Below are 21,003 nucleotides of genomic sequence, written 5' to 3'. Positions count from 1 at the left end.
GAACGGACGACGGGGACAGGAAGGTTGGACCACGGCCGGGTTGGCCCTGTCATCCGCATGAGCCCCCGCTCACAGGATCATCTTGATATTAGGTGCAAAACGAAAAATGAATTATTTAATCATACCGCGGATCATCGCCGTTACGCCGGTGCGGGACAACTCCTTGATGCCGTAAGGCTTGAGCAGCTCGGTCATGGCTTCGATTTTCTCGGAATCCCCGACCACCTGCACGATCAGCGAGCTCGGACCGATATCGACGATAGCTGCGCGGAACGTCTCGACGACGCCGAGAATTTCCGGCCGCATGCTTGGTTCGGCGTTGACTTTGATCAGCGCCAGCTCGCGCGCCACCATCGGATGGGCGCTCAGGTCGACGACTTTGATCACGTCGATCAGCTTATAGAGCTGCTTGGAAACCTGTTCCAGCGTCTTGTCGTCTCCCGTCGTGACGATAACCATGCGGGAGAGCCCTTTTTCCTCGGACTCGCCCACCGTAATGCTCTCGATATTGAAGCCCCGGCGGCCGAACAGGCCGGATACGCGCTGCAGCACACCGGGCTGGTTGTTCACTAGAACGGATATGGTGTGTTTGCGTGTCATTCCGAATCCCCCATTATCATTTGGTCTATCGTCGAGCCCTGCGTTACCATCGGGAACACGTTCTCGTGCTTCCGGACGACGAATTCGACGAGCACCGGACCCGGGGTATCGAGCGCCTCCTGCCAAGCGGAGCGGGCTTCGTCTTTATTCGTCGCGCGAAGCCCCTTCACGCCGTAAGCTTCCGCCAGCTTCACGAAATCCGGACTGCCGGCCAGGTCGATATGACTGTACCGATTGTCGTAAATGATCTCCTGCCACTGACGCACCATGCCAAGCACCTGGTTGTTGATGACGACGATTTTGACCGGAATTTGGTTAATCGCACAAACCGCAAGCTCCTGAGAACACATCTGCATGCCGCCGTCGCCGTTGATCGAAACGACCAACCGGTCCGGGTGCGCCTTCTGCGCGCCGATCGCCGACGGGAAGCCGAAGCCCATCGTGCCGAGGCCACCCGAGGTGATCCAGGAACGCGGATGATTGAATTTGTAATACTGCGCCGACCACATCTGATGCTGGCCGACGTCCGTCGTGACGATCGCTTCGCCCTTGGTCGTCTCGTGGATCATCTCGATAACGTACTGCGGCTTCAGCTCCGTATCGGAATCTTTGTAGCGCAGCGGGAAATTCCGTTTCGTCTCCTGCACCCATTCGATCCATTTCTCGGATCGGGAAGGCTTCGCCTTCAGGTTGGCAAGCTGCAGCACAGCTTTCACGTCGCCGACGACCGGGATGGCCGTTTCGACGATTTTACCGATTTCCGCCGGGTCTACATCGATATGAACGATTTTTTTCGCCTTCGGCGCAAAGCCGTCCACCTTCATCGTGACGCGGTCGTCGAACCGGGCGCCGATGCCGATCAACAGATCGCAGTTTTGCAGCGCGTTGTTCGCAGTGTACGTTCCGTGCATCCCCGGCATGCCGAGCCACAGCTCGTGCGCGCTCGGGAAGCCTCCCAAGCCAAGCAGCGTCGTGGCGACCGGAATCCGCGTTTTGTTGACGAACTCGATCAGTTGCTCCGCCGCGTCGGCGTAAACGACGCCGCCGCCTGCGATGATGACCGGACGCTCGCTCTCGGCAATCGCCTCCAGCATCTTGTCGACTTGGAGCTTGTTCGGCTGTACCGTCGGATTATAGCCGCGGATGTCCACCTTCTCCGGATAGTAGAATGGCGCCGTATCGTTCGAAACGTCTTTCGGAATATCGATCAGAACCGGGCCTCTGCGGCCGGTTGAAGCGATATGGAACGCTTCTTTGATAATGCGCGGCAAATCTTTCACGTCGCGCACCAAATAGCTGTGCTTCGTAATCGGCATCGTGATACCGGTAATGTCCGCCTCTTGGAAAGCGTCCGTACCGATCACCGATGTCGCAACGTTGCCCGTGATGACCACGAGCGGCACCGAATCCATGTAAGCTGTCGCAATCCCGGTGACGAGGTTCGTTGCTCCCGGACCCGAGGTGGCGATACAGACGCCTACCTTGCCGGTCGAACGGGCGTACCCATCGGCTGCGTGAATCGCGCCTTGCTCATGCCGCGTCAGCAAATGGTTGAAATCCGGATTGCCGTGCATGGCATCGTAAATATATAACACCGCTCCGCCGGGATAACCGAAGACGCAATCCACGTCCTCCAGCAGCAGGCTACGAAGCAGCATTTCCGAACCGGTAATGACGTCCGGCTTCAGCAGCTCTTCGCGAAGCTGTTCCTTTGACTTTTGTGTGGTTTGGACGATCATGAATATTGGCCTCCTCTCAGATAATCCGACAAACGACTAAAAAACCCCTCTCATCCCCAAACGCAGCATGTGCGTCTGACGGGACGAAAGGGGTTAATCTTCCGTGGTACCACCCAGAATTTGTTAGATGCCTCGCGGCAAATAACCTTAGCAGGTAATGCGCGCTGCAGCAATCCTCATCGGCTAGCACGATGACGACCCGTAAATTCGCGTCTTACCTTCGGCACGGTAACGTGTGCCAAATCCGATTTTCCCTAGTAACATTGTCGCTTTCAAGTGGTAAAGCCTGATGCTATGCGACAGGGCTTTCAGGAAAACAGCTCCGAGGTGAGCTCGTACATAAGGGGTTAAGGCATTGGTTTCAGCATCTCCGCTGCTCTCTGAACATAAGAGCCCTTATAACTTCGTCCTCTTCATAGCCGATATATCTGATGTTGTGTTTTTTTGTATTATATGCTGAATCGATTCTTTAGTCAAGCATCATTCCAGCCGAACAAACGGATGCGAAAACGCCCTTGATCCAGAACTTCCCGCTCAATTCGGAGACGGCGTTTGCGATTTCTTTACACGAAGCCGGACTATAGACTCTTTCGTAAAGCCCGCCTGCAGGCTTTCCCTCCTCACAGCTGCCGATTGCCGTCGCATCGAATGAAGATTTTATGAACGCCCCTCGTCGTTTTCACAAACAATTCTTGCCGGCTTGACGAAGAAATAACAAACTTTGGTTATGTTAAAAAGGAGCCCCGCGACCAAGAAACGGAGGACGGCCAACCGAAAATTGGATACACTGAAACTTTTACCAGAATGAACTCGTCTTCAATCTTGCGGCTTCAGACCAATCATAGCCACGATGAACAAAAGATTGCCGTTTTGGGTCAAAACGGAGAAGCCGTACGCCGAAGTATATAAAGACCGAAAAGATAAAAAAGAGCGCAACTAAGAAAAAGGAGTGATTTCATGCGAGACATGCTGCAATCCGCCGTCCTGTCCATTACCTTGATCTCCGGCGCCCTTGCAACCGCTGCAGCCGCTCCTTTTGTCATGGGTTCCGAACTGATGACAACCGGCATGGGACAAGTCATAAGCCAAGCTTCCACCGCATCCGGCCCGTTCCTGAGCAGCGAAACGGTGTCCCCGGCTCCGCCGACAGCCCTCTCCGGCACTGCTCCGGCAGCGAATCCGCCGCAAGACGGGGCCTCCGGAAGCGGTCAGCCCCAAGCCGACGGAAATCCGGTGCTGACCTTTCCCGTCATCAGCGATATCCACGTTCAATCGTGGGAGGATGCGTCGCACAAGAAGCTGGTTCGCGTATTGAACGACCTGAACGAAATCAATCCGTCGGCCGACACGCTCGTGATCAACGGGGATTTAACCGAAGGCATGCCCGAGGACTATGCCAAGCTGAAGGAGATCATGCAAAGCGCGCCACATCCGGAAAGCGTCTTGTACAATATCGGCAATCACGAGTTTTACAAAGCCTGGTACAGCAGCCGTACCCGTTGGAACCCGGACGGCTTCCCGAACGGGGAAACGGAGCAAGCATCGATTTCCCGTTTTCTTGCGTTCTCCGGTGAGAACAAGGTCTATTACGACAAGACAATCAAGGGCTATCACTTTATCTTCCTTGGCTCGGAGCGGTACCGGCAATCCGATCAGGCTAATGCGGAGGACGCTTATTTGTCGCCCGAGCAGCTGGAATGGCTGAAGCAGACGCTGCAAAAAGACGCCCGCTCGAACAAGCCGGTCTTCGTCTTCCTGCACCAGCCGCTGCCTGCCACCGTAGCGGGAACGCATTTTTGCTGCACGAACAGCCGGGCCGTCATTCAGCACGAGGAGCTGAAGGCGATCTTGTCGCAATATCCGCAGGTCATCTACTTCAGCAGCCATTCGCACTGGGAGCTGAATCAGCCGGATACGCTGGTGCGGGACGGCTTCACGATGGTCAACACCGCCTCGGTGTCCGAAACGTGGACGAGCGACGGCAAAGGAGCGGAAAAGCTGAAGGGCAAGGAAGAAAGCGAAGGGCTGTACGTCGAGGTGTATCCGGACCGGGTTCGGATCAAGGGCAGGGATTTTTACCGGAAGCAGTGGATTCCGGAAGCGCAGTTTACCGTGCCGGCAGCCCAGAAGAAGTAAGAGGCAGCCGGCAGGCTATATTTTTAAGGTCCGGTGAATAAGAGAAAGCCGCTCGGCGGCTCGAGCTTGTTGAGAAAGTGGTCCAAACAAAAATAGAGATGTATACGCAGGTGGGGTATCCACTGGAAAAGCGATAGCGGCCACCTTTGTCTTCGGGAAATGTCCGCTGATAAGCGGCTTCCAATCAAAATTTCCCGATGACAACAGTGGTCGGAAGTGGATACCTCACCCATTCGTACACCTCTATTCTCCCAATGATCACTTTCTCAACACTCTCAGGCCGCTCGGCGGCTTCTTATTCACCGGACCTTTTTTCACGAAACGTCCAGTAATAATTAAACAAAAAGTTCGAGATCGGCACGGCAACGACAACGAGACATTGGCCGACGGCATAGTGCCAATGCAGCCGGTCCACGGCCAAATACATGAGGCCGATATTGAGCAGCAGGCCGGTGACAGACACGACCGTATATTTGGCAAGGGGCTTCCAGCCCGATGCGGAAGCTTGAAACGTCCACCGCCGGTTCAGCGCGTACGATACCAGCAGCACAAGCACGAACCCGAGCGACGAGGCAAGCACCGGATGCAGCTTCGCCGCTTCGACGAGCACGAACAGCGCCGCAAAATGAAGCGCCGTTCCGAGCAGCCCGACGATGCCGTACCGAAAGAGCAGCCGCAGCGTCATGATACCTCGCCCATCCGGCGGCTTTCCTCGCCGGCCGCAGCGGACGCTTCGCTGAAGATGCGCTGGCTGACCAAATACCGCGGCCTTCCCTTCACCTCGTTGTAAATCGAGGCGATGTACTCGCCGATGATGCCAAGCGAAATCATTATGACGCTGCCGATGACGAGCAGCAGCAGGATGACCGTTGTAAAACCGGTCACTGCATTGCCGACGATTTTCTGATACAACGTCTGGACCCCGAGCACAGCGGCGCCGAGCAGGAACACGATCCCGAACAAACTGACAAACCGCAGCGGAATGGAAGAAAAGGCAACCACGGCGTTCACCGCCAGCTTCATAAGGCCGAGAAAGCTCCATTGGCTGTGACCGTCCGCCCGCTCCGGCACCTCGAATGAAATCTGCGCCCGGTTGAAGCCGAGCCACGCCGTCATCCCGCGGAAAAACGTGTTCCGCTCCGGCATCTCCCGCCATGCCTGCACGACCTTCCGGTCCAGCAGCTTGAAATCCGACGCCCCGCGCAGATCAAAGCCGGACAGCCGGTTGAGAATGCTGTAGAACAGCGCGGAGCCGACAGCCTTATCCAGCGACTCCTTGCCCCGGTCCTGCTTGACGCATTCCACGATCTCTTTGCCTTCCTCGCGCCACAGCCGGACCATCTCCGGAAGTAGCGCCGGCGGGTGCTGCAGGTCGGAGTCCATAATAATGACCGCCCGTCCCAATGCATGCTCCAATCCGGCGCAGAGCGCCAGCTCCTTGCCGAAATTGCGGCTCAGCCGCAGCGCGTTAAGCCGGGGCGAACGCTGCCCGTACAAAATCAGCTGCTCCCATGTACCGTCCCGCGAACCGTCGTCGATGACGATGATCTCGTAAGAAGCCGTCAGCCGTTCCAGCTCCTCCTCAATATGCTGAAGCGAGCGGTAAATATGAACTTCCTCGTTATAAACCGGTATAATGACGGTAATCTCGGGCTCCGCGCGTTCCACGTTTCCCCGCCTCCCTCTTGCTAACGAATGACCTTGTACAATCTCCATTTGCCGCCGAATTCCTTATACAGCTCCGTCCATTCCGTGCCCTTCTCGTAGAAGTCTTTGTACGTCCGCTCCTCGGCGCTTAGTGCCGAACTCTTGTCCGGCTTCGCCGTTAGAATAAAATCGACGCCCCGGCCGACCGGATCTTTCAGCGAAGGAGTAAACTCAAAATCGCTGGTAATCAAAAATTTGTCAGAATGCTTGCTGTTCAAAATAACCGAATAAGTGGAATACGAATCCATCAAAATGTTATAGCCGCTCAGCTCTGTATCCAAATAATGGGCAATCTCCTTCTCCACCTGCTGGGAAGCCGCATACTGCTGTGCATGCAAAAACTTGTTTTCGTCCGGGGCGATCTGCGGATTCGTCCATGCGTATCCCAGCACGACACAGGCTCCGAGCATCCCGGCCAGCACGATCCCGTAATTGACGAAGGAACGTTTCACCCGGGCGAGCTCGTACGGCAGCCAAGCCACGGTGATCGGAAACACGTACATGAAGTAACGGAACCAGCCGTAGGATGTTCCTTTCATGAGCATGAGGAACTGCAGCGCAACGATCGAGACGAACAGCATTAGCAGCACCAGCATGTCCCACAGAAACCAGCGCCGGTTCCAAAGCCGCAGCAGCACCACGGCCGCCAGCGGAAGCGAGAAATAGGCCGTTTTCTTGGCCACAAACACCAGACCAAGCAGCGGGTTACCCATCATGTCCACAAAGGTCTGCTCGGTCGCCAGCCCTTGCGCCTGAGCCACGTTCGAGTACTCGGAACGCAGGAAATAAAGCGCGTCTCCCATGATGCTGTAATTGAACCAAAGCCACAGCAGCCCGGAAAAGACGACCGGCGCCATGACCATCGACCACGTCCCCTCGATATGGAACAGCTTGTACAGCAGCCCGTACTGCCGCTTCGGCGGGTCGACCCGAGGGTCCGTCGGTGGAATCCACAGTACGATGAGGATGATCGCCAGAGCGACCGCCGCTCCCAAGGGCACCGCTTCGTATCTGGTCCAAAAAGCAAGCGCCAGTGCAAAGCTTACTTTGATCAGGCTGCCGACGCGACGCCCGTAAATCCAGTGCGTCAAATGAACGACCGCATACATGATGAAAAATATAAACGGCGCATCGCTAAGTCCGTTCGCGCCGAACAAGAACATGAACGGGTTGCAGCTGAAGCTCAGGCTCAGCAGCACGGCGAAGGTGCGCGACAGCCCGAAATCGACCGCTGCCCGCGCCAGCAGCACCGCCGTCATCCCGGCGAACACGCTGCTCATGAGCACGCCGGCCAGCGCCGACGAAGCGAGCTCCGGCAGCCAATGGTACGGCAGCAGAAACAGCAGCTCGACGAGGCTGGGCAGCGGGTTCCACACGAAGCCGATGGCGGCAAGGTGCGGGTCCCGGCTGTAGAGCACGTAGAAGGCGTTCGCCACCCGGCTCATCGCGTCCGAATGCACATAACCGATGACGTGGCTCACATAGTAGCCGGCGGCGAATTCCAGCGAGAAAATAAACAAAAATAAGACCCAATAGACGCTTTTCGGCAAGCGGACCTCCATCGTCAGCCACCTCCCTGCGACACGCCGCCGCCCGGGCCAGCCGGATGATTTTGCTTCGCCAGACCGTGCGTCGTTTTTTCCCAATAAAACGGCTTCGTAATCAGCTGCCAAGCCGCTTTCACGGCCGCAATGCTCATCAGCACCCAATAGATCGGCGTCAGCAGCGCGTACTTGACGAGCCCATAGGAGAACGTGCGGTCTCCGCGCTTCTCAAGATCGTGAATAACCCAGTACACTCCCGCAACGTTACTGAAGACAAACAGGAAATTGCCGATCAAAAACTCCGCCGCCGCCAAATAATAAATCAGGCCGGGGAAAAACTGCGGAATCCATGCCAATTTCCAGCCATACCACAGCACCAGCATCACCCAGTAAAACGGATTAAGCAGAGGCAGCATCGGCGTGGCGAGTACCATCACCTGAAAGCCTAAAAATCCTTTCGGCCCGAGCTCGCGCCACAGCCGTACCGGGTTGCGCATATGGACAAGCCATGTCTGCATATACCCCTTGATCCAGCGGGAACGCTGCCGGATCCAGTTGCCGACTCGGCTGTTGGCTTCTTCCCACGTCCGGGAATCGACAATCGCCGTGCTGTAGCCCGATTTGTAGAGCCGGATGCCGAGGTCCGCATCCTCCGTCACGTTGTAAGGGTCCCAGGCATTGATCTCTTTGAGCACCGACATTTTAAAATGGTTCGACGTCCCGCCAAGCGGGATCGGAATATTGAGCTGCATGACGCCGGGCAGCAGCAGCTCGAACCACATGCTGTATTCGTGCGTAAACCAGCGGGTCAGCAGATTCTGATCGCTGTTGAAATAATTGAGCTTGGCTTGAATGCATGCCGTATTTTCCGGGCTTCTCATGAAGGCGGCGTGCACCTTTTTCAGCTGATCCGGATCGGGCCGGTCCTCGGCATCGTAGATGACAACATACTCGCCCCGCGCGCGGATCAATCCGTAGTTGCATGCCTTAGGCTTCGTCTTCGGCAAGCTGTGCGGCACGACGATCGTCGTGTAATAGGGTGGCAGCTTCATGCCTTGCAAAATCTCCTGCGCCTCGATATCGTCCTGCTCGATCAGGAGCCGCACATCCAGCTTCGCCTTCGGGTAATCGAGCTGCTCGATATTGTGCAGCAGGTGCGGGATGACCTCGCTCTCCTTGTACATCGGAACGAGAATCGTATAGACGGGCAGCGTCCGCTCGTCGATGGCGTCGATCTCTTCCTGCTTGAAGCGAATTTGCGCAAAATCGCGGGTTCCGTACATAATGATCATGAACTTGAACAGCGTCATCGCAAAATAAAACAGCTGCACGGCTATGTTGATGACGATTAGCGTATGCAGCCAATCGAGCCCCAAGCTGAGTAAGACAAGGAACGCGCATATGCCGATGACGGTCAGCTGCGGCTTCGTAAACGTGATGTGCGCGGAATTTTGCGGCTGCTCGTCCGCCAGCTTCTGGGTGCTCTCGCGCAGCAGCTCGGACTGGTACGCTTCCTTCCAGAAATATTCCATTTCCTCCCGCGTCGCCAGCACCTGCTGCACCGGCATGCCCAGCACGTTCTCAATCGCAACGACCGCTTCGTCCGTCAGCGGATGGCCGACGGCTACCAGATAGCGGTTGTCGTCTTGGTGAATGACGACGGCATCGTACTGCCTGGCCATCGCTTCCGGAAGCTTGTTCACTTCCGCGAACATATATTCCGAGCCGATTCGTCCGAGGTTGTATTGCGTAGCGATGTGACGATACAGCTTCTCCGGCTCGATGAAGCGCATCGACATCAAAATGTCGCCGAGCAGCCCGCCGCTCTTGCGTTGAAACTCGAGCGCCCTGTCCAGCTGATCCTTGGTAATGGCGCCGGTTTCGACCAGCATGTCGCCAAGACGTCCCTTGCTTCCTTGCTGATGCAGGATCGGCGCAATGCGCTCCCGCGGAGTGAAGCCAAGCTCCACCAGAATATCCCCAAGGCGTCCGCCGAATTTCTGCTGCCGCTCCATCGCCGTGTCGAGCTGCTCGGGGGTCACCAGCCCCTCGGCTACCAGCCGGTCGCCAAGACGCTGCTGCCTGGGCTTTTCCACGGGCTCATCGTCCAGCTTCGGCTCGAAGCCAGGCCGTTCCATAAGCTCCATCTTCGTTGCGATTAGCTGCTGCACCGTACGATCCTTGCTCTCGATCTGCGCCTTAAGCTCCTGTGCCCGCGCTTGCAGCTCGCCGACCCGCTCCTGCCGCCGGGTGCGCTCCCGGTTTAGCTGTTCTTCCCTCTCCCGGACCTGTGCTTCCAACTCATCGACGATCCGGTCGGTCGTGCTCTTGCGGAGCCCAAACAGCGTGCGCCCGAACCGCTTTCTCTTTACCCGTTTCTTTGAATCCATTGCCTCAGACCCGCTTCCATACGCTCCAATTCGGTCAATCCCTGCTCTAAGTCGGCGATTTCGTTCAATAGCTCCGCTTCCGTCCGTTCATATGCTGCGCTTTCCTCTTGCTGTCGTTCCTCCAGAAGCTTGAGCTCCGCTTCAAGCGAGGAGACGTACCGGTGTACCTGATCGGCTTTATAACCGAACAAAGCCTTGTCTACTCTCACGAGTTTCTCCCCTTATGCATGACATTCCGTAATAATCTCGATCAGATCAAGCGGGTCCAGCGCTTTCAGCCTGGCGCTATCTTCCTCCCCCAGCACGACGCTTCTTCCGACGGCTGCCGGCAGTTCCCGGCCGTTTTGGAACAGACGGCACCTGCCATGCAGAACGGTCCATGAGACGATACGCTGTACATCGGCAGACGGGGCGGTGACGAGCTCCTCTCCCGCTTCCAGATGAATGCGGCGCGTCGTCACCGAGGTCCCGTCCGGGAAGGCGGAGCTGTCCACCGTCCGCTCAGAGGACGCCTTTTTATCGTCGGTCCTCTCCCGCCCCATGCGATCGAGCGCTTCTTTCAGCCGGGAGCTGCTCTCCCGATGCGTCACCAAAATACCTTCGGGGCTTGCCGCGACGACGACGTCGGACAACCCAAGCACGACCGCCGGCACCTCAAGCTCGTTCACCACGTGAACGTTATCACATTCCTCTCCGATATATCCGGGACCGACCAACGGCCGATTCATTTCCTCCGTCAGCGCGCACCACGTGCCAAGGTCTTTCCACGGACCTTCATATGCAAGCGCCGCAATCCGATCCTCCCGTTCCACGACAGCATAATCGAAGCTGCGGCTTTCGATCCGGTCATACGCCAGCAGTAGCTCCTCATACGCTTCCGGAAGCCCCATGGCATTCAGCCTGTCCAATAAATACCCCGCGCGGAAACAAAACACGCCGCAGTTCCAAAGCGCACCTTGTTCGATATAACGAACGGCATCCGCCTTCGAAGGCTTCTCGTGAAAAGCGCGGATCGTCAGCACAGCATCGGCTCCGCCATCCCCTTCCGGGACCATATACCCGTATTTCTGCGACGGAAAATTAGGCCGGACACCCATCAAAGCCAAGTTTGCGCCGGAGCTTGTCAACGTTCCGGGCAGTTGCAGCAGCCTGTCGTAGAACGTATCCTCTGTCCGTCCGTCCACAGGCATAACGATGATCGGCTCGTCACGGGATACGCCGCGATGCGAGCACAGGTAAGCGACCGAGAGCAGGATGGCGGCAAACGTATCGCGCTTCTCCGGCTCCAGCACCAGATCCGCTTCGCATCCGAGCTGCTCCAGAATCGCCTCCCGTTGGTTGCCCGAAGTGGCAATAACGGCCGATTGATGAAGCCCCTTGCCTCCCAGCCTTCCCCATACCTGCTGTAGCATCGAGACCGGGCGCCCCGCTTCATCATGAAACAACCGTATAAATTGCTTGGAGCGCTGCTCCGTCGACAGCGGCCACAGCCTCGTTCCCGAACCTCCGGACAGCAAAATAATGTTCATCCGTTCACCCGTTTTCCGTGCGAAACAATTCGTTTCGTGTTTTATGAATACTAGTATAATAGCATAATCGTTTTAAAATTTTATTTAGCAAATATTAGCCGGAAGTCAAAATTTGATAAAAATCGGTCAAGTTGTTAGCCTTGCGTTAATATCAAACAAACACCCCTTGCAAGGATACGGTTGTACGCATCGTTACAAGGGGTGTACTGGGCAGACCCGGTTGAAAACCGTGCCTTATGCATTCACTTTTTGCTTAGCAGCTTCTGCCAAAGAGTTGAACGCATTGATATCGTTAACGGCGAGATCCGCCAACATTTTGCGGTTCACTTCTACGCCAGCCAGTTTCAGGCCGTGCATCAGCTTGCTGTAGGACAAGCCGTTTTGACGCGCTGCCGCATTGATCCGCACGATCCACAGTTTGCGGAAATCGCGTTTTTTCTGACGGCGGTCGCGGTATGCGTAAAGCAAGGATTTCATCACTTGCTCTTTTGCGGTTTTAAACAGTCTATGTTTCGAGCCAAAGTAACCTTTAGCAAGTTTCAATATTTTTTTACGACGACGCGTACGGATAAATCCGCCCTTCACTCTTGCCATGACAATCTACCTCCAGAAATGTTGTAAGTATGTGAATTCGAGACGAACGAGATTACTTAATGTTAGCGAGCTGCTGCTTCAGGCGTCTTACATCGCCCGGATGCATAACCGGATTCGTGCCCAGAACGCGTTTTTGGCGAGCGGATTTGCTGGACAGCAGGTGGTTTTTATACGCTTTGTAGCGTTTAACTTTGCCGGTACCTGTAATTTTGAAGCGGTCTTTCAAGCTGCTGTGAGTTTTCATTTTTGGCATGGGGTGTTCCTCCTTAAAGAATGAGAATTTACTGTTGCTGCTTCGGCGCCAAGATCATGATCATGCTCCGGCCTTCCAGCTTCGGCCTGCGCTCAACGATGCACAGCTCTTCCACTTCGGCTGCCATGCGCTCCAGAACGCGTTGACCGATGTCGGCATGAGCGATCTCGCGGCCGCGAAAACGGACGGACAGCTTTACTTTATCGCCATCGTTCAGGAATTTCACAACGTTGCGCAGTTTCGTTTGAAAATCGTGCTCGTCAATCGTCGCGCTCAGACGAATTTCTTTCAGCTCGACGATCTTTTGATTCTTACGGGCTTCTTTCTCTTTCTTCTGCGTTTCGTAGCGGAATTTACCGTAGTCCATGATCCGGCAAACCGGCGGTTTCGCCGTAGGCGCCACGTTCACCAAGTCCAGATTCTGATCGAGCGCAATTTGCAGCGCCTCACGAATCGGCTTGATGCCGAGCTGTTCTCCATTCGCATCAATCAAACGAACTTCTCTCGCCCGAATTTCATCGTTAATCATGTGCTCTGTACTGATAACCTGCCACCTCCAAAAGATTTTGCAAAAAAAATACGTGGGCGTTTAACGCCCACGTTTGGTTTTAGGTCCAATGGTGATTGGTCCGTTCGCAAACGGATCAATCAAACAAAGTCACTCTCAGTCATAACCAGCCAACCAAGGTCGGGCAGGTGAGAAGCGGGCGCTTCTTCTTTCGCACTAAAATAATATACCATTGTCATTGACTATAGTCAACAGCGAATTCTGATTTTTTAAGCGGCTTGCGCTAGCTGGCCTGCTTGCTCTGCATATCCTCGAGCCGGATGACACGGGTATGCTCGGTATGGCTCCATTGCTTGTTGTTTTGCGTAAAGAATGCGTAGAACGTAATCGGCCACCAGGACAGCAGGAAGAGCGGGAACGTAATCAAGTACTTATACGATTTCCAAGGTGCTTTCTCCAAAATCAGCGCGATTACAAACTGGGCGTAGGTTAACACCGAGAATATCGCGAAGAAGCTCGGCGCAATCTGGAACAAGGAACTAAAGTTCGGAACGCCCGGGAGCGTCATGTCGATCCACAGCACGACGGTAACGATCGAACCGATGAACAGGTTGTAAACGTTGAGCGCATAAACGGCCGTATCGATCTTCGCCCAGCTGCCTTCCTTGACCCCTTTCCACAACAGCGGGAAGAAGTAGCGTCTCGCCACGTTGAAATGGCCCTGCATCCAACGGAGCCGTTGGCGCGCCGAAGCTTTGAACGTGAGCGGCTTCTCGTCGTACACTCTCGCGTAATAGTTGAACGTCGGGTTGACGCCGCGCATCACGCAGCGCATCGTAAACTCCAAGTCCTCGACGAGGCTTGTCGCCCCCCAGCCGATTTCCTTCAGCAGGTTCGATTCGAAGCACATGCCCGTGCCGCCCAAATAGTTGGCCAGACCAAGGTTGGTCCGCGGCAGCTGCCAAAGACGGTTACAGTACCAGTAGGTTACCGCGTAAGCGGCGGTAATCCAGGAATCGTGCGGATTCTTCGTATCCAGATAAGCCTGAATAACCTTGGAACCATTGCACAAGTCGTTGTTCATATGCGTAAGGTAATCCGTGCTGACAAGGTTGTCGGCGTCGAACATGACGACAGCATCGTACTCGCGCGGCATTTTCCACAGCTCTTTGAGCATCCATTCGATCGCGTAGCCTTTGCCTCTCAGCTTCGGATTGTTGCGTTCGCAGGCGTGCACGCCCATGTCGCGGGCGATCTGAGCCGTATTGTCGGTGCAGTTATCGCAAATCACGAATATATCATATAGTTCTTTCGGATAGTCAAGATTCTTCAAGTTCTCGATAAGCGCCCCGACAACCTGCTCCTCATTGTGAGCCGCTACAAGAACGGCAAACGTTTTTTGAGGCGCATGATCGATTTGATTTTTGCGGCGGTACCAACCGAAAAACGTCAGAACCAGCTGGTAGGCTCCAATCATAGCCAAAACAATCTGGAGGCCTAACAGAATACTGTCCAACATGAAACATCCCCCTTTTTTTGTATGTACCCCTTATGTCTGTTTCTCTTAGCGCCTTCAAAAATTTTTTCGATGGTGTGGATTAGATTACGAGGGTCGCCGAATATGATTTTCCTCTCTTTGGTCTGATTTGTCAAAACCGCCAAGACGCTGCCTGCGGCCGGATCTTTGTTTTTCCGGTAAATACGGCAGGAATTCCGGCAAGACTCTTTGCTATCCATCTTTTTACGTCTTATTTTCATCGATTTTCAAACTTTTTATAAGCGCCAACTGGAAAAAACTTTCTGAAATCACAAACGGAAAAGCGGTCATTTGGAAAAGACGGCCTCCTTCTTCCGCATGGTCCCGGCTTCACGCACGACTTGACCATAGCTTTGGTACAGCCTGTGGAAAATCGCGTTCCAAGACTGCTGCAAGCTGTAAGCCCGTCCGGCTTGACCGAGCCTTGCGCCCAGCCCGCGGTCCTCATACAACCGGAGCATCGCTTCGGCGAAATCCGACACGTTCCCCGGTCTGCAGAGCAGCCCGGTTTCCTCATACGCGATCGATTCCCCGACGCCTCCGGCATCCGCACCGACAACCGGCGTCCCGCAAGCCATCGCTTCAAGCACGACATTGCCGAATGTTTCCGTCGCCGACGGGAACACAAAGGCATCCGCAGCGGCGTACAAGTCGCTCAGTTCCTTTCCTTGCCGGAAGCCCGTAAAAGTCACGTCTTCCCTGCCCGCAAGCAGCTCCTGCATGGGCCGCAGCAAAGGCCCGTCCCCGGTCACGATCAAGTGCGACCTGCTGCGCACCTCGCCCGGAAGCGAATCAAATGCGCGAAGAAGAACATCGACGCTTTTCTCGGGAGCTAACCTCCCGACATATAATATAACGAATTTGGATGAGGAAAGGTTGCAAGTCCGCAGCACTTCTTCCCGGTTGACAAACGGGTGAAACCGGTTCACTTCCACACCGCGGGACCAAATTTCCAGCGATTTCAATCCTTTTTCCTGCAAATGCTGGAGCGTCGAACGGGACGGAACATAAATTTTGCGGCAATCCTGGTGAAACCACAGCATGTATTTCCAGAGCAGCGGTTCCATCCATTGCAGCTTATAGTAAGCAAGATATTGATCGAAGTGGGTATGGTACGAGGCGACGACCGGCACTTGATGGCGTTTGGCATACTGAAGCCCGATCCATCCCAAGTTAAACGGCGTGGCTACATGAATCAGGTCGGGAGAGAACGCCTTCAGCGACTTGGCCAGGTTGACCGGATTAGGGATAGCCATACGGCACTCCGGATACAATAAGAAGGGGATGCTGCCAAATCTTTCAATCATCCATTGATCGGATTCGGCTGCCGACTGACTATGCGGCGCAAACACTTTGCAAGCCACTCCGCGCGCTTCAAGATACTTCACCCACCGCCCGAGCGTCTTCGCTACCCCGTTCACGTCCGGCACGAACGTGTCCGTAAATAGAGCTACTCTCATGTTTAACCTCCTCCAAGTTTTGTGAAACAGCAACTATTAAAAAGTTGGTGGAAACAAAACTACATCGGAAGCATTGACTTAAGTTTTGTTGAAACAGCAACTAGAAAAAAGTTGATGGAGACAAAACTGGCATCGGAAGCATTGGCCTGTATAAGCGCACAAAACAGGCCCTTTTTGAAACCAAACCGGTACCGCAAGCGTTAAGTTGTATAAAAACGAAGCTTTTTAGAGCATGGTATATAACCTTCGATTTAGCACATTTTTCAAAAATTCATTTCATCGTTGAAGGGGAAGCCGGCCGGCCGTCGTCAAAAATGATTGTAACGAGGCAATGTTAGCGCAGCGTCAATGGAAGATTAAATTTACCTTTTATATTGTTTTTATATTCCTATAACATTTGCCCCCTACACTTATATATGAGCTGGCCAGACAGCTTATCCCACACTGCAAGGAGGCGTTGTTCCCTTGAGCCGTGTCGTTTCGTGGCTGCAAAAGCATGAGCACCGGATGTTTTTTTTCGTGAATCAACGTATTCAGCACTCTGCGCTGGATTACTTTTTTAATGCGATTACCCATTTGGGGGGCGCTACGGCTATGATTATCATTGCGCTCTGCGTCGCTCTGTTTACGGAGGGAGTATGGAGAATAGCCGGCATCGAGAGCTGTATCGCCCTGGCGATTAGCCATGTGCCCGTCGCTATCATTAAGAAGAAATATCCGCGGCTTCGGCCCTATCTCGTGCTAAAGGGCACGCACACATGCAAAAAACCGTTAACGGACCATTCGTTTCCGTCCGGCCATACGACGGCCGTATTTTCCGTAACCGTGCCGCTCATGCTCGTTCATTCGTGGATCGCTATTATTTTGCTTCCTATTGCATCTCTCGTCGGTCTGTCGCGTATATATCTAGGACTCCACTACCCGTCCGACTGTTTGGCCGGGCTGTTGATCGGAACTGTAACGGCCCTGTCTGCCGTTGCAATTTTAGGTTAAAAGCATTAATGTTAATTTTGTGTAAATTCCATTTGGTACAAGGTTGGGTGAAGCGCCTATGCGTAAAAAGAGAGTCTTATTATTATCCGAAGGCTTCGGCGCCGGTCACACGCAAGCGGCTCACGCTCTGTCCGACAGCCTTCGCATGCTCTCGCCCGAAGTCCAGACTCGCGTACTTGAGCTCGGCACGTTTCTGCATCCGACGCTGGCTCCATGGATTCTTACCGCTTACCGCAAGACCGTGTCGACTCAACCCAAGCTTTACGGGCTGATGTATCGTTCCCAATACAAAAAATCGCTAAACCGCTTTACCCGGCTTGCGCTTCATCGCATCTTTTACGCGCAGGCTGCCGAGGTTATCCACCAGCTGCGTCCGGATACGATCGTATGCACGCATCCGTTCCCGAGCGCGGTCATCTCCCGCTTGAAGCGTTCCGGCTTGAACGTGCCGCTCTGCACCGTGATTACCGATTACGACGCCCATGGCACCTGGGTTAGCCCTGAAGTCAACACCTACCTGGTATCGACGCCGGACGTTAAAGAAAAACTGCTTAGCCGGGGGGTCCCGTCCGAAACCGTAAAGGTCACGGGCATTCCCATCCATCCGAACTTCTGGGAGCAGCACAACCGGGAAGAGCTTCGCAGCCGCTTCGGCCTGTCGGCGCTGCCTACGGTGCTCGTTATGGGCGGCGGCTGGGGACTGGTGAAGGACGAAGGATTCCTCCAGCACTTGACCACTTGGCGCGATCGTATTCAGCTTATCGTCTGTCTCGGAAATAACGAGAAGGCGCTGGCGGAGCTGGCCGAGGACGAGCGTTTCCGGCATCCGAACATCCGTCTGCTCGGGTTTACCAAAGAAATCGACAAATGGATGGACGTCTCCGATCTGCTGATCACGAAGCCGGGAGGCATGACCTGCACGGAAGGGCTCGCCAAAGGAATTCCGATGCTGTTCTACAAGCCGATCCCGGGGCAGGAAGAGGAAAATTTGCAGTACTTCACGCAGCACGGCTTAGGAGAGCCGATCAAATCGGCAGAGACGATCGATCATTGGTTCCGGCTTCTGACCGACAAGGTGCCTGAGATGCGAAAAGCCCGTGCCGGGCTGGTTCGAAAAGAGGGCGCATACAATCCCGCCCAGTGCTCCCAAGCAATAATAGATGTATTGGCCCGTTAAAAAAGGCAAAGCCTTGTGGCTCATGATGAGCGCACAAGGCTTTTTTTAATCGTTGTCTTCCGGCGAGGCTTCAGCGTCCGCTTCAGGCTCCTGCCGTTCAGACAGCTGCTTCTGATGTGCGGCCAGCGCTTCTTTCCCGATCACAGCTTCCAATCGGTAAATCGGCATCCCCTGCTTGTAGAATTTCGTTTCGTATTCCGTCATGACCAAATCCGTCCGCGCTTCTTCCGCATGAAGATCAAGCGAAATATTGCGCATGCGAAGCCCTAAATCGGCAAACGAGTTAAGCGAAAACTCAAACAGCGAACGGGAATCCGTTTTGAAATGAATTTCTCCCCGTTCATTCAAGATCGACTGATATTTATGAACAAAGTTCGCATGGGTCAGCCTGCGGCGGGCATGTCTTTTTTTCGGCCAAGGATCGCTGAAATTAAGATAAATGCGCTCCAGTTCCTCTGCCGCGAAAATGTTTTCGATCTGTTCGATATTAAAACGCGCGAGCCGCAAATTGGACAGGTCGCCGCCATGCTCCTCGCGGGAAGCATGCGCCTTCTCGCCGGCCCGGCGTACAAGCTCGTCATACATGTCGACGCCTATGTAATTGATGTGCGGATTAAGGGCGCTCAACTCGGTAATAAACCGCCCCTTGCCCATCCCCAGCTCCACATGGATAGGACGGTCGTTGCCGAACACCTCGGCCCACCGGCCCTTGTACGGTTCCGGCTCCAGCACGACCAGCTCCGGCTGTGCCTCCAGCGCTTCCCTAATTCCTTTACGTCCTCTTAACCGCATAGATCAATCTTCCTCCAACCGCTTGCGCATCATACCGCGCGTTTTCGTCTTGATCGATTATACTCCAGAAGACCGGGAATGAAAAGACCGGCCCGTGCCGTAAGGGCGGAAGGACCGGTCAGGAGGCTGGTTAAAACGTTATTTGCGGAATTCGCCTTCGTCACGATTCCGGCTGCGCAGGCCAGCCAACCCGAGCAAGCCTAGCAAACCAAGCCAGCCCCAGTTAGAGCCAGTGTTCGTGTTCGCTGCAGCATTACGGTACGAGTAAGTGTTGTAATTGCCGCCGTATCCGTAACCCGTACGGTCCGTTGTTCCGGTGTACGTGTTCATGCGGTCCAGCATGTTGTAGTTATAATTAGTTCCTGTCGTCGTACCCGTCGTAGTGCCAGTAGTACCTGTAGTAGTGCCTGTTGTCCCTGTGGTTCCTGTAGTAGTGCCTGTCGTTCCTGCGGTTCCTGTGGTGCCCGTCGTGGTCCCATACGTAGACGAAGTCCCGGTTCCCGTAGCCATCGTTTCCGCATAGGCTTGCCCCCCCGTACCAATAGCAGCCGTTAGAGCGAGCGCAAGCACCGTTTTCCCGAACTTGTTCATGGTATGATAATATCTCCCTTCTCAAGCTGGATTGGTTTTTAACGCCTTGCAACCTTAGCATAGGCCACGTGCTGTTTTCTTATCCCGTTCTCGGGCAGGAGGGTTTTGTCAAGGACGAAGTTCGCTTTTGAGGCCGATTTTCGGTACAATATATATTGTAATGCTCGGCGAAAGAGCCGATTCGAGTCTATTCGAGCTTTATCGATTTTTTACAAAAGGAGTTTCGCCTTATGAAGCAAGCTGAAATCATCCGACCGCCATTATGGGGCGATAAACGTTTTCATACATGGAACTACGAAATGCGGGAGCAGTTCGGAGGCAAAGTATTTAAGGTCATGCTAGACGCCGGATTCACTTGTCCGAACCGCGACGGGACGATAGCCGCGGGAGGCTGCACGTTTTGCAGCGCGCGGGGCTCCGGCGATTTTGCCGGAAGCCGCCGGGACGATCTGGTGACGCAATTCAACAAAATCCGCGATTTGCAGCATCAAAAATGGCCGGAAGCGCAGTATATCGGCTATTTCCAAGCGTATACCAATACGTATGCTCCGGTGGAGGAGCTGCGCGAATATTATGAAGCGATTTTGCAGCAGCCCGGGGTGGTCGGCTTGTCGATTGCTACCAGGCCGGATTGTCTGCCGGACGATGTCGTCGATTATTTGGCCGAGCTGAACGAACGCACATACTTGTGGGTCGAAATGGGCCTGCAGACGATCCACGAACGGACGTCAGAGCTCATCAACCGGGCGCACGATACGCAGTGCTACCTGGATGCGGTCGCGAAGCTTCGAGCCAGAGGCATCCGGGTCTGCGCGCATATCATTTACGGCCTGCCCCAGGAAACGCAAGAGATGATGCTGGAAACCGGCCGCGCCGTCGCACGGATGGACGTGCAGGGGATCAAGATCCACCTGCTCCACTTGATGCGCAAAACGCCGATGGTGAAGCAGTATGAGGCCGGTCTGCTGCGGTTTCTGGAAAAAGACGAGTACGTGTCGCTCGTCGTCGATACGTTGGAATTTCTGCCGCCGGAGATGATCGTTCACCGGCTGACCGGGGACGCGCCCCGGGATTTGTTGATCGGACCGATGTGGAGCTTGAAAAAGTGGGAGGTGCTCAACGCCTTCGACGAAGAGCTGCGCAGACGCGATACGTGGCAAGGAAAAAAGTGGCCGCACGGCGCACAAGGTTCCGGGTCGGGATTGGCCTGAACCGGGAGGCGCCAGGCTCGGGGACCGGCAAGATCGACCGGCACCCGGCGGGCCGCGGGAGGAGTGAGGAACGATGAACGGCAAACGGAGAGTCGTTTGCTTCATGCTCGGGGCCGCGGCATGTCTCGCGGCCGGCTGCAGTGACGATCCGGCGACGCCGACGACGCCAGTCAACGTGGCCCCCGCCCCGACGGAGGACGGGGCGAAGGTACCGCCGCCGAAGGCGGAGGCGAACGCCCCCG

19 protein-coding genes are annotated in these 21,003 nt (G+C 54.8%); 4 read left to right on the top strand and 15 right to left on the bottom strand.

Features of this window, described 5'->3' with window-relative positions; translation table 11 throughout:
- Positions 1 to 111: 111 nt before the first annotated feature.
- Both ilvN and ilvB read right to left on the bottom strand, forming a co-directional pair.
- Positions 112 to 600, bottom strand: coding sequence for an acetolactate synthase small subunit (gene ilvN / locus PEL01S_RS28175; RefSeq protein ID WP_036693781.1), 489 nt, complete (start codon positions 598 to 600; stop codon positions 112 to 114).
- On the bottom strand, positions 597 to 2,339 hold the full coding sequence (gene ilvB, locus PEL01S_RS28170; RefSeq protein WP_108530084.1) for a biosynthetic-type acetolactate synthase large subunit: 1,743 nt from the start codon (positions 2,337 to 2,339) through the stop codon (positions 597 to 599). The genes ilvN and ilvB overlap by 4 nt, the downstream gene beginning before the upstream one ends.
- Positions 2,340 to 3,296: 957 nt before the next feature.
- On the opposite strand from ilvB, the gene PEL01S_RS28165 reads away from it, so the two are divergent.
- Entirely contained in the window at positions 3,297 to 4,475 is a 1,179-nt protein-coding gene (locus tag PEL01S_RS28165) for a metallophosphoesterase family protein (RefSeq protein ID WP_127462626.1), read from the top strand.
- Positions 4,476 to 4,770: 295 nt separating this feature from the next.
- On the opposite strand, the gene PEL01S_RS28160 is transcribed toward PEL01S_RS28165, so the two are convergent.
- The 11 genes from PEL01S_RS28160 to PEL01S_RS28110 all read right to left on the bottom strand — a co-directional run bounded on the left by PEL01S_RS28160 (position 4,771) and on the right by PEL01S_RS28110 (position 15,997).
- On the bottom strand, positions 4,771 to 5,160 hold the full coding sequence (locus PEL01S_RS28160) for a GtrA family protein (RefSeq protein ID WP_063185726.1): 390 nt from the start codon (positions 5,158 to 5,160) through the stop codon (positions 4,771 to 4,773).
- On the bottom strand, positions 5,157 to 6,143 hold the full coding sequence (locus PEL01S_RS28155; protein WP_127462625.1) for a glycosyltransferase family 2 protein: 987 nt from the start codon (positions 6,141 to 6,143) through the stop codon (positions 5,157 to 5,159). Before PEL01S_RS28155 ends, PEL01S_RS28160 begins: the two co-directional genes overlap by 4 nt.
- 20 nt (positions 6,144 to 6,163) lie before the next feature.
- Positions 6,164 to 7,744 (bottom strand): ArnT family glycosyltransferase, encoded by a 1,581-nt coding sequence (locus tag PEL01S_RS28150; protein WP_127462624.1) that lies wholly within the window; start codon positions 7,742 to 7,744, stop codon positions 6,164 to 6,166.
- Positions 7,745 to 7,746: 2 nt separating this feature from the next.
- Positions 7,747 to 10,116, bottom strand: a complete 2,370-nt coding sequence (locus tag PEL01S_RS28145; protein WP_127462623.1) for a cyclic di-GMP-binding domain-containing protein, MshE-related — start codon at positions 10,114 to 10,116, stop codon at positions 7,747 to 7,749.
- The gene (locus PEL01S_RS28140; RefSeq protein WP_108530079.1) at positions 10,095 to 10,325 is read right to left on the bottom strand and encodes a hypothetical protein; all 231 of its coding nucleotides are present in this window, start codon (positions 10,323 to 10,325) and stop codon (positions 10,095 to 10,097) included. The genes PEL01S_RS28145 and PEL01S_RS28140 overlap by 22 nt, the downstream gene beginning before the upstream one ends.
- Positions 10,326 to 10,337: 12 nt before the next feature.
- Positions 10,338 to 11,645: a sugar phosphate nucleotidyltransferase gene (locus PEL01S_RS28135; protein ID WP_127462622.1), complete on the bottom strand. Its 1,308-nt coding sequence runs from the start codon at positions 11,643 to 11,645 to the stop codon at positions 10,338 to 10,340.
- A 234-nt stretch (positions 11,646 to 11,879) separates the two neighbouring features.
- Complete coding sequence (gene rplT / locus PEL01S_RS28130; protein ID WP_063185717.1) at positions 11,880 to 12,239, bottom strand: 50S ribosomal protein L20; 360 nt, start codon at positions 12,237 to 12,239, stop codon at positions 11,880 to 11,882.
- Positions 12,240 to 12,291: 52 nt separating this feature from the next.
- Positions 12,292 to 12,492 (bottom strand): 50S ribosomal protein L35, encoded by a 201-nt coding sequence (rpmI, locus tag PEL01S_RS28125; RefSeq protein ID WP_010499538.1) that lies wholly within the window; start codon positions 12,490 to 12,492, stop codon positions 12,292 to 12,294.
- A 28-nt stretch (positions 12,493 to 12,520) separates the two neighbouring features.
- Complete coding sequence (gene infC / locus PEL01S_RS28120; protein WP_010499537.1) at positions 12,521 to 13,021, bottom strand: translation initiation factor IF-3; 501 nt, start codon at positions 13,019 to 13,021, stop codon at positions 12,521 to 12,523.
- Between the two features lie 262 nt (positions 13,022 to 13,283).
- Complete coding sequence (locus PEL01S_RS28115) at positions 13,284 to 14,519, bottom strand: glycosyltransferase family 2 protein (protein WP_127462621.1); 1,236 nt, start codon at positions 14,517 to 14,519, stop codon at positions 13,284 to 13,286.
- 305 nt (positions 14,520 to 14,824) lie between these two features.
- A complete protein-coding gene (locus tag PEL01S_RS28110) occupies positions 14,825 to 15,997 on the bottom strand; it encodes a glycosyltransferase family 4 protein (protein WP_127462620.1) in 1,173 nt (390 codons plus the stop codon).
- A 465-nt stretch (positions 15,998 to 16,462) separates the two neighbouring features.
- Between PEL01S_RS28110 and PEL01S_RS28105 the strand changes: the two genes are divergently transcribed.
- Both PEL01S_RS28105 and PEL01S_RS28100 read left to right on the top strand, forming a co-directional pair.
- Complete coding sequence (locus tag PEL01S_RS28105; RefSeq protein WP_063185711.1) at positions 16,463 to 16,990, top strand: phosphatase PAP2 family protein; 528 nt, start codon at positions 16,463 to 16,465, stop codon at positions 16,988 to 16,990.
- 58 nt (positions 16,991 to 17,048) lie between these two features.
- On the top strand, positions 17,049 to 18,167 hold the full coding sequence (locus tag PEL01S_RS28100; protein WP_063185710.1) for an MGDG synthase family glycosyltransferase: 1,119 nt from the start codon (positions 17,049 to 17,051) through the stop codon (positions 18,165 to 18,167).
- 45 nt (positions 18,168 to 18,212) lie between these two features.
- Here the strand turns inward: PEL01S_RS28100 and trmB are convergent, their stop codons facing one another.
- Both trmB and PEL01S_RS28090 read right to left on the bottom strand, forming a co-directional pair.
- Positions 18,213 to 18,959: a tRNA (guanosine(46)-N7)-methyltransferase TrmB gene (gene trmB / locus PEL01S_RS28095; protein WP_127462619.1), complete on the bottom strand. Its 747-nt coding sequence runs from the start codon at positions 18,957 to 18,959 to the stop codon at positions 18,213 to 18,215.
- Between the two features lie 138 nt (positions 18,960 to 19,097).
- Positions 19,098 to 19,550, bottom strand: a complete 453-nt coding sequence (locus tag PEL01S_RS28090) for a WGxxGxxG-CTERM domain-containing protein (RefSeq protein WP_127462618.1) — start codon at positions 19,548 to 19,550, stop codon at positions 19,098 to 19,100.
- Positions 19,551 to 19,780: 230 nt separating this feature from the next.
- Here PEL01S_RS28090 and mnmL point away from each other — a divergent pair, with 230 nt between their 5' ends.
- Positions 19,781 to 20,761, top strand: a complete 981-nt coding sequence (mnmL, locus tag PEL01S_RS28085) for a tRNA modification radical SAM protein MnmL/YtqA (protein WP_127462617.1) — start codon at positions 19,781 to 19,783, stop codon at positions 20,759 to 20,761.
- Positions 20,762 to 21,003: the final 242 nt, after the last annotated feature.

This window comes from Paenibacillus elgii NBRC 100335 (assembly GCF_004000865.1).
GTDB classification, from domain to species: domain Bacteria; phylum Bacillota; class Bacilli; order Paenibacillales; family NBRC-103111; genus Paenibacillus_G; species Paenibacillus_G elgii.
The sequence above is the reverse complement of the archived record's forward strand: the minus strand, read 5'-3'. Positions and strand labels throughout refer to the sequence as shown.

Bases quoted from the DNA above. Each gene is read 5' to 3' on its own strand.
- ilvN (WP_036693781.1), bottom strand. From the start codon at position 600: ATGACACGCAAACACACCATATCCGTTCTAGTGAACAACCAGCCCGGT.
- ilvB (WP_108530084.1), bottom strand. From the start codon at position 2,339: ATGATCGTCCAAACCACACAAAAGTCAAAGGAACAGCTTCGCGAAGAG.
- PEL01S_RS28165 (WP_127462626.1), top strand. From the start codon at position 3,297: ATGCGAGACATGCTGCAATCCGCCGTCCTGTCCATTACCTTGATCTCC.
- PEL01S_RS28160 (WP_063185726.1), bottom strand. From the start codon at position 5,160: ATGACGCTGCGGCTGCTCTTTCGGTACGGCATCGTCGGGCTGCTCGGA.
- PEL01S_RS28150 (WP_127462624.1), bottom strand. From the start codon at position 7,744: ATGGAGGTCCGCTTGCCGAAAAGCGTCTATTGGGTCTTATTTTTGTTT.
- PEL01S_RS28145 (WP_127462623.1), bottom strand. From the start codon at position 10,116: ATGGATTCAAAGAAACGGGTAAAGAGAAAGCGGTTCGGGCGCACGCTG.
- PEL01S_RS28135 (WP_127462622.1), bottom strand. From the start codon at position 11,645: ATGAACATTATTTTGCTGTCCGGAGGTTCGGGAACGAGGCTGTGGCCG.
- rplT (WP_063185717.1), bottom strand. From the start codon at position 12,239: ATGGCAAGAGTGAAGGGCGGATTTATCCGTACGCGTCGTCGTAAAAAA.
- rpmI (WP_010499538.1), bottom strand. From the start codon at position 12,492: ATGCCAAAAATGAAAACTCACAGCAGCTTGAAAGACCGCTTCAAAATT.
- infC (WP_010499537.1), bottom strand. From the start codon at position 13,021: ATGATTAACGATGAAATTCGGGCGAGAGAAGTTCGTTTGATTGATGCG.
- PEL01S_RS28115 (WP_127462621.1), bottom strand. From the start codon at position 14,519: ATGTTGGACAGTATTCTGTTAGGCCTCCAGATTGTTTTGGCTATGATT.
- PEL01S_RS28110 (WP_127462620.1), bottom strand. From the start codon at position 15,997: ATGAGAGTAGCTCTATTTACGGACACGTTCGTGCCGGACGTGAACGGG.
- PEL01S_RS28100 (WP_063185710.1), top strand. From the start codon at position 17,049: ATGCGTAAAAAGAGAGTCTTATTATTATCCGAAGGCTTCGGCGCCGGT.
- trmB (WP_127462619.1), bottom strand. From the start codon at position 18,959: ATGCGGTTAAGAGGACGTAAAGGAATTAGGGAAGCGCTGGAGGCACAG.
- PEL01S_RS28090 (WP_127462618.1), bottom strand. From the start codon at position 19,550: ATGAACAAGTTCGGGAAAACGGTGCTTGCGCTCGCTCTAACGGCTGCT.
- mnmL (WP_127462617.1), top strand. From the start codon at position 19,781: ATGAAGCAAGCTGAAATCATCCGACCGCCATTATGGGGCGATAAACGT.